Consider the following 12,953-nt stretch of genomic DNA (forward strand, 5'->3'; position numbering starts at 1 on the left):
AAGCTGTGGAACTCAAGTTCCTGACTTATGGCTGAACTGACTTTTCACGGGATCGGTCGAACCTCTCTCCAAACCTCTCTCCTGCAAGGAGAGAGGCTTTTACCTTAGCCCCTTCCCTGATAGCTGGGGGGTTAGGTTTCGCGTTGGTTTTTGCAGATGGCGTGAAAAGTCAGTATTAAAATGGACTAAAACCCGAAATTCGCAAGCATTTAGTCCTTTTCAAAGGAATGAGCGCTATTAGCCAGGGGTTTATAACCCTTGGCGGGTGATGATACAGGTGCAAGATCTCAGTCAACCAATTTTTACCATGCTCCCCACTATTTCTACCATTCCACTGCGCCACATGGCTTCAGGCGATGTCTTATCCCTCCAAGTCTACAAATTTATTGGCGCTCAACCGGGCAAAAAAGTTTATATCCAATCTAATTTGCACGGTGCTGAAATCGCTGGTAATGCTGTTATTTACCAGCTAATTGAGTTTTTGCAGACAATCAATGAGACAGATTTATCTGGGGAAATTTGGTTAGTTCCTGTTTGTAACCCTATCAGCACAAATGTGCGATCGCACGTTTTTTCCTCTGGACGATTTTGTAGTTATGAAGGAAAAGATTGGAACCGCATATTTTGGGACTACGAAAAACATGCTGATGATTTATTGGCGTTTGCTAAATCTCAAATCAATTTTGAACTAGAGGTTGTGAGAAAAAACTACCTCTCTCAAATTCAGGAAAAATTTGCCCAAATTTTAGAAAAAATTAATTCCTCCAGTGGAGTTCCTTACACAGAACGGTTTAGCTATAGACTGCAATCTCTTTGTTTAGATGCAGATTATCTGATTGACTTACACAGTCACACCAATCAAGGATTAAACTACCTTTATCTCTTCCCTAACAGAGAAGAAAGTGCAAAACATTTCTTACTGGAATTTGGTATTCAATTTGATTTTTGTGATGAAGATGGTTTTGATAAAGCCTTTATCCAACCTTGGTTAGCTTTGGAACAGTATTTCAAACAGCTTGGTAGAGAAATTAGGTTTGATATAGAGGCTTGGACACTCGAACTTGGTACGGGAATGCAAATGAACCCAGATTCAGTCAAGAAAGGTCTTCGAGGTGTGAAAAACTATTTAGCACACAAAGGGGTTTTGCGAATCTCTGGGTTTCCTCTCAAGGAAAGCGCATCTTATGAGATGAGTTTGAAACCAAGAAGTCAGATGAAAAGATATTACGCCCCAACAGGTGGAATGATTCAATCAAGAGTAGAATTGGGAAGTTCTGTAAAAGCTGGAGAACGACTTTATCAAATCTTGAATTTTAATAAAGAAGGTAAGTTACCTACTGTGATTGATGTCAGTGCAGAACAAGATGGATTAGTTTATGATATTTCTGCTAATCAGGCGGTAAACGAAGGCGAGTTGGTACTAGGAATTATTGAGTAGTCTGTTACGGCTTCAGCCTAGGAATGAATATCACAAGGGTGTGCCTGAACCAAACTTCCTCCATTGGAGATAATTATAATATTTTGCTTTTTGCTATACCTAGTAGGCAGCGATAGAAAATTAATAGTAAATTAAACTTAAGCCAAGGCAATTGCTAGAAATTCCAGGGTGATTTCATGTTTGTTTTGTGTTTGTACAGAAAATTCAGTAATTCTAAATCTAAAATATGACGGTGGAGCCACAGGTGAATAGTAGTCAATATGACATCTTCTCTACTTCAGGAGAAGTGATGATTCCACAGGCTCCTCCTGAATTCAGGTCAGGTTTTATCGGCATTATTGGTCGCCCAAATGTCGGTAAATCTACGTTAATGAATGAATTAGTAGGACAAAAAATTGCCATTACATCACCAGTAGCACAAACAACGCGCAATCGGTTACGAGGAATTTTAACCACTCCACAGGCGCAGCTGATTTTTGTGGATACCCCAGGAATTCATAAACCCCATCATCAATTGGGGCAAGTGCTGGTGCAAAATGCCAAAATAGCCATTGAGTCGGTGGATGTGCTGTTGTTTGTAGTGGATGGATCGGTTGCTTGTGGGACAGGCGATCGCTTTATTGCCGATTTACTCACTAACAGCCCAACACCAGTGATTTTGGGCTTAAACAAAATCGACCAACAACTGCAAGATTCCCAAGCAATAGATGATAGCTACGTTCAACTGGCAAAGTCACATGAATGGGAAACAGTAAAATTTTCTGCCAAAACAAGTGTAGGATTACCCGAACTACAACAGTTATTGATTGAACAGTTAGAAACAGGACCATACTACTATCCACCTGATTTAGTCACGGATCAACCGGAACGCTTTATTATGGGCGAATTGATTCGCGAACAGATTTTGCTGTTAACTCGTGAGGAAGTTCCCCATTCAGTAGCGATCGCCATTGACTTGGTGGAAGAAACACCAGCTATTACCCGTGTACTTGCTACCATACACGTTGAGCGCGATTCCCAAAAAGGAATTCTCATCGGTAAAGGTGGAGGAATGTTAAAAGCCATTGGTAGTGCAGCGCGGGAACAAATCCAAAAGTTAATTGCTGGAAAAGTTTACTTGGAACTGTTCGTCAAAGTACAACCAAAATGGCGTCAGTCTCGGACACGTTTAGCAGAGTTGGGATATCGCGTGGAAGAATAAAAAAGTCATTGTAGAGACGCGCCATGGCGAGCCAGCGCTATGCAGGAGGACCTCCCTCGTGCCGGCTCTGGCGTCGCGTCTGTACATTTTTGTAGAGACGCGCCATGGCGCGTCTGTACATCTTTGTCAGGAGCTATAAAAGCTTATGTGATAGACATTTGAGATATTAGTAGGCAATGCCCACATTACAGAAAACTAAATTTAAAATTAAAAATTGATAGAAAATGTCTCAAGATAATAATTTTCGCTTAAATCTACCAGCTAATGTTTCTGTGCTGCGGATTTTAATTGTAGAAGATGATCCGATGATGCAACTGGGGTTAGAACAGTCATTAATGGCTCATCCGCAGTTGGAAATTGTCGGACAAGCGGAAGATGGTTACTTAGGTGTGCAAACAGCACTCAAACTGAAACCGGATCTTGTGGTGATGGATATTGGTTTACCCCGGTTGGATGGGATAGCTGCAACACAGCAAATAAAAGCAGCACTCCCAGAAACTCATGTCGTGATGCTGACATCGCATCAAACAGATACGGAAATTATTGCAGCGCTTTCCAGTGGTGCTGATGCATATTGTATCAAAGGAGCAAGTGTAGAGAGACTTATGAGTGCGATCGCCGCCGCAGTTGAAGGTGCAACCTATCTTGATCCTCAAATTGCTAGACGAGTCATAGATAATCTCAAACCACCTTCTCCTAGTGGAAACGCAGCAAATTTATCTCAGCGAGAGTTAGAAGTCTTGAGGCTGATGGTAGAAGGCTTAAGCAACCCAGAAATAGCAGAAAAGCTTTATCTGAGTCCCAACACTATCAAAACTCATGTTCGCGGAATTATGAATAAATTATCTGTTGACGATCGCGTGCAAGCAGCAGTTGTTGCACTGCGTTCTGGGTTGGTGTGAAAAAATATCCAACTTGTATCTAAAATCTCGTAAAATCTCGTTTTCAGGTTCCACCTGGAAATGCGGTTTCAGCGGCTCTTGAGCAAGTAAGCAAGGCTTGCCCATAATCTAATCTCTGCTGTTCGTTTGCTTGTGTAGCATTGCTGAGTAATGGTAACTTATTCTTATGACGAAGCTGTTCAATTAACTTGCGACTTTGCTGCCATGCGGCATCTCCAAGATTTTCGCCAGTTTTCTCCAGTGCTTTTGTCAAAAGTAGGGTGGCGATCGCCGTAGCCACAGCCGTTAGAGTGACTGGTTCCATAAATCATCTTATACTAGATTCTTCTGTATTACTTATAACGCAGCATCTACCTGTTTTTCGGGAATAAACCTAGTACTTTTATATTCATGAGCGAGTATTAGAACCTCGTGAGCGAGTCTTTTATACTCGTGAACGAGTCTTTTACACTCGTGAGTGAGTATCACAACCTCCTGAGCGAGTCTTTTACACTCGTGAATGAGTATCACAACCTCCTGAGCGAGTCTTTTACACTCGTGAATGAGTATCACAACCTCGTGAGTGAGTCTTTTACACTCGTGAGTGAGTATCACAACCTCGTAAACGAGTCTTTTATACTCGTGAATGAGTATCACAACCTCGTGAACGAGTCTTTTATACTTGTGGGCGTTGCTGAATTCAGGGATGATTCTTGTGGGGTAGGCATCCTGCCTGCCCAAAAAATTCAAGGGACGGGCTTTTTGGCTCATCCCACAAAAACACAAAATTCATCCTGCAAATATGCAACGCCATACTTGTGGCTGTCTTTGCAAGCATTCGGCTTTGCAGATTTTCCAGTGTATTTGCTTTATGAACAAAAAATATTTTTCTGTAGTAGCTGTCCCCTTAGTCGTTGCAACAACTCTCCTAACGAACATCAGTCAATCCTTCGCTGATTTACCGCCACTTATTTCCCGACAGATTCTGTTTGGAAATCCAGAAAGAACAAACCCGCAACTCTCTCCCGATGGGAAATATCTGACATACATTGCACCTGATAAAAATAATGTTTTGCAGGTATGGATACGCACCATAGGTAAGAACGACGATCGCGTGCTAACCGCTGAGAAAAAGCGGGGTATCCGTAGTTACTTCTGGGCTTATAACGGTGAACAAGTCGTCTACCTTCAAGATACAGATGGTGATGAAAACTATCATTTTTATGCTGTCGATATAAAGTCGAATCAAGTACGCGATCTGACGCCATACAAAGGTGTCAAAGCGCAAATGATAGCCCTAGATCCCAATTTTCCTAATCAAATGCTGGTGGGGATGAATATCAAAGACCCCCGCAAACACGATGCTTACCGTATTAATCTGAAAACGGGAGCAGCAAAGCTGGAATTAGAAAACTCTGTTAACGTGACTGAGTCAGTTGCAGATCCACAGTTTCAAATCCGTGCAACTCTTGCCAGTACTCCTGATGGTGGTTCTATCTTATCTGTTAGGGAAACAACAAATCAACCCTGGAAGACAATTCGCAAATGGGGACCTGATGATCAAGGCGGTGCTGTCGGCTTTTCCGGTGATGGCAAAACGCTTTATATCACGGGTAGTCATAATGCAAATGCGACACGAGTTTTGGGGATTAACTTAGCAACAGGTAAAGAAACCGTCATTGCTCAAGACCCGCAGTATGATGAGGGAGGGATGTTTATTCATCCACTGAAACGCCAAATTCAGGCTGTTGGTTTTTATAAAGACAAATTAGAGTGGCAAGTACTCGATAAAAGTATTGCCCCAGATTTTCAGGCAATATCCAAAGTCCGGCGAGGGGAATTTTCCGTAGTTGACCGCGACCTTGCTGATAAAACTTGGCTAGTCTCTTACAATAATGACAACGGTCCTACCTACTACTACACCTATGACCGTACCTCCAAGCAAAGCAAACTCCTCTTTAGCAATCAACCGAAATTGGAAGGGCTACAACTCGCCCAAATGAAACCAATTTCTTACAAATCTCGGGACGCGTTGACTATCCACGGCTACTTGACAACACCAGTAGGTATTCCGGCAAAGAATTTACCCACAGTCTTACTCGTGCATGGCGGACCTTGGGTGCGGGATAGTTGGGGTTACGACTCACAGGCGCAGTGGCTAGCAAACCGTGGTTACGCAGTTCTACAAGTCAACTACCGAGGTTCTACCGGATACGGCAAAAAGTTTCTCAATGCCGGAAATCGGGAATGGGCGGGTAAAATGCACAATGACCTCATTGATGGCGTTAACTGGATTGTCCAACAGGGTATCGCTGATCGCAAAAAAGTAGCTATCATGGGTGGTTCCTACGGCGGTTATGCCACTTTGGTAGGATTGACATTCACTCCTGATGTGTTTGCTGCTGGTGTAGATATTGTTGGTCCTAGCAACTTGCTCACGCTGTTAAAAAGTATTCCTCCTTATTGGGAGTCAGGGCGGGCGGAATTCTACAATCGTGTCGGAAATCTAGAAAAAGAGCCAGATTTCCTCAAGTCTCGTTCTCCGTTATTTTTTGTAGATCGCATCAAAGTACCGTTGCTGATTGGACAAGGTGCAAATGATCCACGAGTTAAGCAGGCGGAAAGCGAACAAATCGTTGCAGCGATGCGAAAAGCAAATAAACCAGTGGAGTACATCCTCTACACAGATGAAGGACACGGTTTCGCACGTCCGCAAAACAGGTTACACTTCTTTGCTAAAGCCGAAGAGTTTCTTGCCAAATACCTTGGGGGACGCGTAGAACCGATAGGTAATATACCTGGGCATTCTGGGGTGGTTAAGTAGAAATTGTTAGCCATGGCGCGTCTGTACATTTGTTTGTAGAGACGCGCCATGGCGCGTCTCTACATTTGTTGGTTGTTTTTAGCCACTACTCAAATTCCACTACCCACTAACCAGTTCCCACTCAGGTATGATGAGTAATCAGCCCGTGACCTGACAAAATCGCACTATATGGCGTGATAAAAGAGCCATACAAAGGATGACGGGGCATGATTAAATCTTGGATGGTGATTGGGGGAGTGGCTTTCTTAGTCGCTTTGGGTGCTAACTTCATTACTCCTGGCGATGTCAAGTGGTTCAAGCGTCTACAAAGACCCAGATGGTTAACTTTTGAAGCAGCGATTCCAGTTATTTGGACTATTGTATTTATTTGTGGCGCTTGGTCTGCTTATATTGTTTGGGAAAAAGAGCCAGGAACCACCGCAACCTGGTTGCGTATGGCATTATACCTGCTTCTGGAAATTGTTACCATTGCCTTCAACCCTGTGATGTTGCGGCTTCGCAGTCTTAAGGCGGGTACGATTATCGGCGGCACGGGTTTCCTTATAAGCATTATATTAACACTTGTAGTTTTACCTGTTTCTGGTTGGGCGGCACTGCTACTCGTTCCTTACTTGGTTTGGAGTCCAATAGGTACATACACCACTTGGGCGATGAAACGACTCAATCCTCAAGATGCCTAAAACAGTCAACAGTGAGCAAAAAATTATAACTGATAACTGATAACTGGTAACTGGTAACTGGTTGAAATTTTCATCCCTGCGGTTGATTAAACTCATGCCCTAAATTGCCAAAATTGCCTTGAAGACCTTGACAAAATAATTAAAAAGGTATAAATAATATGGTTCCATCTTGGATAGTAATTGGGGCTGTCACTTTTGCAATTATGATCGGTAGTTTTTTCATCACGCCTCGTGATGTCAAGTGGTTTGCACGGTTAAGTCGCCCCCGGTGGTTGGTTTTTGAGCCACTTATCCCGATCATCTGGACTGTAATTTTTATTTGCGGTGCTGCTTCTGCCAATTTTGTCTGGCAAAAAAATCCAGGAAGCTTGATAACCTGGGTGCTAATGGGTTTATATCTCCTGCTAGAAATTATCACGATCGCCTACATCCCAGCAATGCTAAGGTGGCGGAGTCTCAGAGTCGGGGAAATTCTTGGATCAGTTGGTGTGATCTTGGGTGTGTTGCTCACACTCTCTGTTTTGCCGATTTCTAAACTAGCAGCGCTGTTACTCGTTCCGTATTTGGTTTGGAGTCCAGTGGGAACTTACACTACAGAAGAGTTAATCCAGCTCAACCCTCAAGATGCTTAGGTGCGTTACACTACACAACGCGTCCATATTGTGCAATAACTGGATTGCTGGGGTTGGTTTGATTATTCAGCCAAGCCCACATCTGATCGCCTAGAGAGAAGTGCCACCACTCTCTCGGATTACGTTGAAATCCTGCTTTTTCCATAACATCACACAATAGCTGGCGATTGGCATGATACTGTTGTGCCTGTGTGGTGGAAGAATTGGCAAAGTAGTCTGGATGCGATCGCTCTGACATTTCATCTATAGGCGAACCCATATCTAGAATTTCCCCCGTATCATCTACCAGTGTCAGATCCACAGCAGCGCCCGTACTGTGGGGAGGCGGAGTTTTTTCATCCAGACTAGGTTCAGCCCAAATTTTATACACCTCGTCCCAAATAGGTTGGCTGTTTTCTGGTGATAACTCAGCCTCGGTGAGTCCCGCCATCTGTAAGGCTTCGCCAAAAGCGTAATTAACCATAAACTGCTGTACAGCCACAGGGCGATAAGCATCAAAGATTTGGATGTGCCAGTTAGGACGCAGCAGTTGCAGGTAATTTTGGGCTGCTATCAAATTGTCAACAACGCTTTGGCGAAGAAAATATGGAGAGCGATCGCCATAAGGCGCACCCAGTTTTTCATAAGGATGGGGAGATTCCACCGCGAACAGTTCCAAAGGAATCTCTACCAATGGTTCACCACACTCAATGATTGGTATTTTATGATAAGGTCTCATTCGTGATGTTGACAGGAAGACGAGTGTTTTGTTGCTGTTCCTAACGCTTCTGGTACGGGATCGTAACCCCCCGGATGAAACGGATGACACCGCAAAATACGCCGAATTGCCAACCAACTACCGCGCCAGACTCCAAAGCGTTCAATTGCTTGGATGGCGTACATTGAACAAGTTGGTTGAAAGCGACAGGTTGGAAGAAACAGCGGCGAGATAAACATTCGGTAGAAGCGAATCAGCAAAATCAATAATAATTTCATTGCTGTCCCCGAAATCTAATAAAGTGATAATAAAGATTATATTTTTCCATTTTGTTGCATCTTTGCTAACTTCATTTTTTGATTTAGAGTCGATTTCCCCTTTGTGGCTGCAAAGTGCTGCCGTTGCAATTTGGGTGTTGCTCATGCTTTTCGCCGCATGGCTGGTGAATCGCTTTGCCAATAAAGATCCAGAAATTGTGCGGAAGATAGTTCACATTGGCACTGGCAATGTGATTCTGCTAGCTTGGTGGCTAGATATTCCCGCAAGTGTGGGCATTACGGCTTCGATTGTAGCGAGTACTATTACCTTATTGTCCTACCGATTTCCGATTCTCCCTGGTATTAATAGCGTCGGACGCAAAAGTTTTGGGACATTTTTCTATGCCGTTAGTATTGGTATTTTAATTGCCTGGTTCTGGACTCAGCAGCAACCCCAGTATGCTGTACTAGGAGTTTTGGTTATGACATGGGGAGATGGATTTGCAGCTTTAATTGGGCAAAGATTTGGGCAACACAAATACAGGATCTTTGACAGACAAAAAAGTTGGGAAGGTTCCCTGACAATGACAGTTGTGAGTTTTGTCATCACGAGTTTGATTTTAGTGAGTGTACAAGGGAACCTCTGGCAAAGTTGGCTGATATCTTTGACGGTTGCCTTAGTCGCTACTTGCCTAGAAGTTTTTTCCTTTCTTGGTATTGATAATTTGACAGTTCCTTTAGGCAGTGCCGCATTGGCTTTTGTTTTAAGCCAGTTCTTGTATTAATGGTAGTAGCGCCCGTGACGGTAATATCTGTATGGGTTGCGATACAGATGCCGCTCATAAATGTAGTCGGGGTGGTTTTGCCCGTGACGGTAATATCTCTGGTGATTATTATACCGTCTGCGGTAGTGAATATACTGCGGATGGTAAGAGCCGCGACGGTAATGCTGTCTGTAGCTTTGTGGGCAAGGTCTATGATGACGGTAATATCGACGACGGGGCTTATGATGCTGGTATTTATGGTGTTTTAGTTGTTCAGTATCAGCCTCCCAATCTGCTTGAATTGACGAATCATCACCAATCTGAGCAACTTGCGCTTTCAATTCCTCCTGTTTTGGCTGCGTCTGAACTCCTTTTTGTAATGATGCTGTGGCAATCTCAAAGCCGAGGCAACTAGGCAACAGTAAAGCACTAACTATGAATTTCCAAAACATTGTTTCACGTTCCTCATTTCTCGTCCCCTAGCAAAAGTAGGGAATGTGTAGTGTGATTTGACTGAAATAGGATTTACGCAGTGAAACGAAAAGGCTGATTGTGCTGAAGAAAAGTCTATTTGACACTCCCCGCGCGTAAACGCGCGGGGATTCTACACTCTACGTCGCAACTTGCTCAACCAGGCTTGCACCAAGAAGAGTAGCGGTTCCGACTCCTGTAGCGTTACTTCGGGATTGCCCATCCCTAGCTTGTCGTGCAAGATTCAGAATATTTATAGCTGCGTTCACATCTCTTTGCAACTCACATCCACAAGCACATCTATGGGTACGAGTTGAAAGAGACTTTTTCACAATTGCGCCACAATCCGAACACTTTTGAGAAGTCATTCTAGGATTGACCGCAACAACTGTGGTATTGAACTTCTTAGCAAAATATTCGCTCCCAACGACGGAATAGAGTCCAAGCTACATCATTGATTGACTTGGCAAGACAATGATTCCGTACCATGCCTTTGACATTCAAATCTTCATAGGCTACTAAGCTGTTAAGCTTGCACAAGTTACGCGCGATTCTCTTCGCGTGTTCATTCCTCTGCCTATTTACTCTTAAATGCTTCCGAGCATATCTCTGTCTTGCTTTACGTCGTTGGTTCTTGCCTTTTTCTTTTTTGTAAATTTGACGTTGAGCGTGTTTAATCGCTTTTTCAGCTTTCCTCAGGAACCTTGGATTTTCTTCATGATAGCCGTTGGAATCAGAGTAGAAATGTTCTAACCCAACGTCAAGCCCTAACTCACCATTACCTGTTCTTTGTTCAGGTTTTATTTCAACGTCAACTGCAAATTGACAATAGTAACCGTCGGCTCTCCGAACTAACCGAACTCGCTTGATTAACTTGACAGGGTAGGTGTGAATATCCCATTTACCCAATAGTTTGACTTCACCGATACCTTTGTCATCGGTAAAGGTGATACGTCTTTTTGTAGGATGCAGTGACCAACCACTAGTCTTGTATTCAACTGAACGGTTATCCTTCTGAAAACGTGGAAATCCCTTCGACAAGCTCAGGGCAGCGCCTTTCTTTCCTGACTTTTTAGACTTGCAGTTAGTGTAAAACCTATCAATAGCACTCCAAGCTCTTTCCGTTGCAGCTTGACAAGCCATTGAATTTAATTCTTTAACAAATCTAAATTCTTTACGCAGTGCTGTGGAGTAATTGTTTAGAACTATCCTGTTAATCTTCGCTTCTCGTGGTGCATCTATCCAATATCTAATCGCTTTGTTACGGATGAACTGAGTAGTTTTAATAGCTTCATCAATAGCTTGATACTGCTTTTGGTTGCCCCTCACTTTGTACTCTAAAACTAGCACTACGTTATCACCTCCTTGTTTTCCTTTGTTTCATCCATGTTAGCATAAACGTACAGTTGATGTTCGACATTATGAAAAATAAACGATTAGCTTTTAGACTGTCGGAGCGTAGATATCATAAGCTCCTCTTATTATCTGTTCAGTTAGATAGAACTATGTCTAGTTTGGTGGAAGAATGGATTGATTCTTTACCTGAGCCGCAAAAACAAAACATCACGGTAGGCTAAAGCCTACGTTGTCGCTTTCATCCCCTGCCTAAAGGTAAGGGGTTTTCAGCCTACATTCTTATAAAAGCATTACCACTTCAAGCAGGGTGAAGAGAGTTCTTAGTGAGCGCTACTCCACTGTTTTAAAATTATTTACATATTGGCGCAGCCGTGCCGTACCGCGAGGGCAATCGCCGTTTGATTGACTTATTGGGAGATTTTCCTTGACGGACTGGCGGTGTGGACTACGGTGTGGACTGATTGCGGTGGTAGGTGCGGTGTAGATGATGGAGAAGAAGACACAGGGGCGATCGCGGTTTGGTTTAGAAAATGATAGTTGAGCGATGTATGTTTCAAGCTTGTATGACAAAATCTAAAATTTTTATTAAATATTCCTTAACTGTCTTAACTGTCTTAACTGTCCTTTCCTCTCTTTTTCACTTGTGTTAACTTTTTTAATATTTGTTTTACCTCTCTAATACTGAATAGAACAAATATTGGTTCAGCATACGCCTCCAGTGGTTGCTATTACTGGAGGTTTTCCTATAAATATCACTTCCTTAAAATTTAATTCTCGAAAGCTAAAAAAAATATTAAGTATTTCTTAACTGTCCTAACTGTCTTAACTGTCCTTGCATTTTTGACATAACTATAACAAGATGTGTAAGTGAAAAGGCGCAGTAAGTAAAACGACTTCAAAAAACCAAACTATGTGAAGATAAGTAAATACGTATGATGTAGCTAGCACAGTAACAAGGGTATGGGTAGCCGTTTAAGGGTATTTCTCACCCAGAACAAGATAAAACTCTTTTCAATCTAAGAAAGGAGGATGTACCACAGAAAGTAAAAGACCGAGCACAAGTAATTACAACGTATTGCAGGTTTATGAGGTACAGTAACAGCAATTTGTAAACCAATTTTTTAGATGTTGGGGATTAACGCTCATCAAGCGCAGTTCTAATTAGAACATCAACCCTAAATGCAGTGGTTGGAGAAAATTGTCGTAAGAAAGCGCGATTGCTCCCATCACCAATGTTCGATGGGATTAAACTCAGGATTCGGGGGGAGATTGATAAAGAACCCTTGCAGCCTTTGATTGAATTAAAGGCTCTATTTCCTTCACTTTATGTGCCGGAACATTATCCATTACAACTACAGCACCAACACAAAGTTCAGGAAGCAGACATTTCAAGGGCAAAGACAATAAGATGCGTTTCCATTCATCGAACAATTTCATTGTCATTATAGCCAAAATTTGTTTCAAGCTAATTGCCCCAATGACTGTCACCTTCGACCCAAGGGTTTAATGGTTTAAAATCATACACCCTACTTCCGTGAGGACTTCTTGCCTGAGTTCGTGTCAACCCGAATAAAACACCCATTTCATCAATGAAAATTAAGTTTTCTGGGTCTACTTGTTTAACTTGCTGCCAATAGTCAATTCTCAACTTTTGAACTCTTTGTGTCTTCCCTTGGCTGCTGCGTAGCGTCTTTCTCGTCAACTACCCACACTAACACGGAGTGTATAGTGTGGGCTTGAAAGAACCAGCTT

General features: G+C 42.7%; 14 protein-coding genes and 1 pseudogene. 9 read left to right on the forward strand and 6 right to left on the reverse strand.

Annotated elements, in window-relative coordinates; all coding sequences use genetic code 11:
* The first annotated feature begins 307 nt into the window (after positions 1–307).
* The 3 genes from AACT52_RS23850 (at position 308) to AACT52_RS23860 (ending at position 3,541) form a co-directional block, all read left to right on the forward strand.
* Positions 308–1,438, forward strand: a complete 1,131-nt coding sequence (locus AACT52_RS23850; protein WP_073633558.1) for a succinylglutamate desuccinylase/aspartoacylase family protein — start codon at positions 308–310, stop codon at positions 1,436–1,438.
* A gap of 226 nt (positions 1,439–1,664) precedes the next feature.
* Positions 1,665–2,639 carry a GTPase Era gene (era, locus tag AACT52_RS23855; protein ID WP_073633548.1) on the forward strand — a complete coding sequence of 325 codons (975 nt, stop codon included), beginning with the start codon at positions 1,665–1,667 and terminating at the stop codon, positions 2,637–2,639.
* 224 nt (positions 2,640–2,863) lie between these two features.
* The gene (locus AACT52_RS23860; RefSeq protein ID WP_073633549.1) at positions 2,864–3,541 is read left to right on the forward strand and encodes a response regulator; all 678 of its coding nucleotides are present in this window, start codon (positions 2,864–2,866) and stop codon (positions 3,539–3,541) included.
* A 43-nt stretch (positions 3,542–3,584) separates the two neighbouring features.
* Here AACT52_RS23860 and AACT52_RS23865 read toward each other — a convergent pair whose 3' ends face one another.
* Entirely contained in the window at positions 3,585–3,845 is a 261-nt protein-coding gene (locus AACT52_RS23865) for a hypothetical protein (protein WP_337251665.1), read from the reverse strand.
* A 128-nt stretch (positions 3,846–3,973) separates the two neighbouring features.
* On the opposite strand from AACT52_RS23865, the gene AACT52_RS23870 reads away from it, so the two are divergent.
* The 4 genes from AACT52_RS23870 to AACT52_RS23885 all read left to right on the forward strand — a co-directional run bounded on the left by AACT52_RS23870 (position 3,974) and on the right by AACT52_RS23885 (position 7,656).
* Positions 3,974–4,477, forward strand: coding sequence for a hypothetical protein (locus tag AACT52_RS23870; RefSeq protein WP_143172864.1), 504 nt, complete (start codon positions 3,974–3,976; stop codon positions 4,475–4,477).
* Positions 4,392–6,344 (forward strand): S9 family peptidase, encoded by a 1,953-nt coding sequence (locus tag AACT52_RS23875; protein WP_083630499.1) that lies wholly within the window; start codon positions 4,392–4,394, stop codon positions 6,342–6,344. Before AACT52_RS23870 ends, AACT52_RS23875 begins: the two co-directional genes overlap by 86 nt.
* A 206-nt stretch (positions 6,345–6,550) precedes the next feature.
* A complete protein-coding gene (locus AACT52_RS23880; RefSeq protein WP_073633551.1) occupies positions 6,551–7,024 on the forward strand; it encodes a TspO/MBR family protein in 474 nt (157 codons plus the stop codon).
* A 158-nt stretch (positions 7,025–7,182) separates the two neighbouring features.
* Positions 7,183–7,656 carry a TspO/MBR family protein gene (locus AACT52_RS23885; RefSeq protein ID WP_073633552.1) on the forward strand — a complete coding sequence of 158 codons (474 nt, stop codon included), beginning with the start codon at positions 7,183–7,185 and terminating at the stop codon, positions 7,654–7,656.
* 10 nt (positions 7,657–7,666) lie between these two features.
* Here the strand turns inward: AACT52_RS23885 and AACT52_RS23890 are convergent, their stop codons facing one another.
* On the reverse strand, positions 7,667–8,374 hold the full coding sequence (locus AACT52_RS23890; RefSeq protein ID WP_073633553.1) for a M15 family metallopeptidase: 708 nt from the start codon (positions 8,372–8,374) through the stop codon (positions 7,667–7,669).
* The gene (gene yidD / locus AACT52_RS23895) at positions 8,371–8,631 is read right to left on the reverse strand and encodes a membrane protein insertion efficiency factor YidD (RefSeq protein ID WP_073633554.1); all 261 of its coding nucleotides are present in this window, start codon (positions 8,629–8,631) and stop codon (positions 8,371–8,373) included. The genes AACT52_RS23890 and yidD overlap by 4 nt, the downstream gene beginning before the upstream one ends.
* Before the next feature lie 62 nt (positions 8,632–8,693).
* Between yidD and AACT52_RS23900 the strand changes: the two genes are divergently transcribed.
* Entirely contained in the window at positions 8,694–9,395 is a 702-nt protein-coding gene (locus tag AACT52_RS23900) for a diacylglycerol/polyprenol kinase family protein (protein WP_073633560.1), read from the forward strand.
* A gap of 31 nt (positions 9,396–9,426) precedes the next feature.
* On the forward strand, positions 9,427–9,789 hold the full coding sequence (locus AACT52_RS23905) for a hypothetical protein (protein WP_073633555.1): 363 nt from the start codon (positions 9,427–9,429) through the stop codon (positions 9,787–9,789).
* 196 nt (positions 9,790–9,985) lie between these two features.
* On the opposite strand, the pseudogene AACT52_RS23910 reads toward AACT52_RS23905, so the two are convergent.
* The 3 genes and pseudogenes from AACT52_RS23910 to AACT52_RS23925 all read right to left on the reverse strand — a co-directional run bounded on the left by AACT52_RS23910 (position 9,986) and on the right by AACT52_RS23925 (position 12,849).
* Positions 9,986–11,195 (reverse strand): annotated as a pseudogene (locus AACT52_RS23910) (RNA-guided endonuclease InsQ/TnpB family protein).
* Positions 11,196–11,531: 336 nt separating this feature from the next.
* Positions 11,532–11,771, reverse strand: a complete 240-nt coding sequence (locus AACT52_RS23915) for a hypothetical protein (RefSeq protein WP_143172865.1) — start codon at positions 11,769–11,771, stop codon at positions 11,532–11,534.
* Between the two features lie 895 nt (positions 11,772–12,666).
* The gene (locus AACT52_RS23925; protein WP_096549365.1) at positions 12,667–12,849 is read right to left on the reverse strand and encodes a hypothetical protein; all 183 of its coding nucleotides are present in this window, start codon (positions 12,847–12,849) and stop codon (positions 12,667–12,669) included.
* Between the last annotated feature and the right edge of the window lie 104 nt (positions 12,850–12,953).

The organism is Scytonema sp. HK-05 (assembly GCF_963872035.1).
In the GTDB taxonomy this organism is placed as follows: domain Bacteria; phylum Cyanobacteriota; class Cyanobacteriia; order Cyanobacteriales; family Nostocaceae; genus Kalymmatonema.

What these genes read in the sequence shown, in the direction of transcription:
- AACT52_RS23850 (WP_073633558.1), top strand. Translation starts at nt 308, where the DNA reads ATGCTCCCCACTATTTCTACCATTCCACTGCGCCACATGGCTTCAGGC.
- era (WP_073633548.1), top strand. Translation starts at nt 1,665, where the DNA reads ATGACGGTGGAGCCACAGGTGAATAGTAGTCAATATGACATCTTCTCT.
- AACT52_RS23860 (WP_073633549.1), top strand. Translation starts at nt 2,864, where the DNA reads ATGTCTCAAGATAATAATTTTCGCTTAAATCTACCAGCTAATGTTTCT.
- AACT52_RS23865 (WP_337251665.1), bottom strand. Translation starts at nt 3,845, where the DNA reads ATGGAACCAGTCACTCTAACGGCTGTGGCTACGGCGATCGCCACCCTA.
- AACT52_RS23875 (WP_083630499.1), top strand. Translation starts at nt 4,392, where the DNA reads ATGAACAAAAAATATTTTTCTGTAGTAGCTGTCCCCTTAGTCGTTGCA.
- AACT52_RS23880 (WP_073633551.1), top strand. Translation starts at nt 6,551, where the DNA reads ATGATTAAATCTTGGATGGTGATTGGGGGAGTGGCTTTCTTAGTCGCT.
- AACT52_RS23885 (WP_073633552.1), top strand. Translation starts at nt 7,183, where the DNA reads ATGGTTCCATCTTGGATAGTAATTGGGGCTGTCACTTTTGCAATTATG.
- AACT52_RS23890 (WP_073633553.1), bottom strand. Translation starts at nt 8,374, where the DNA reads ATGAGACCTTATCATAAAATACCAATCATTGAGTGTGGTGAACCATTG.
- yidD (WP_073633554.1), bottom strand. Translation starts at nt 8,631, where the DNA reads ATGAAATTATTATTGATTTTGCTGATTCGCTTCTACCGAATGTTTATC.
- AACT52_RS23905 (WP_073633555.1), top strand. Translation starts at nt 9,427, where the DNA reads ATGGGTTGCGATACAGATGCCGCTCATAAATGTAGTCGGGGTGGTTTT.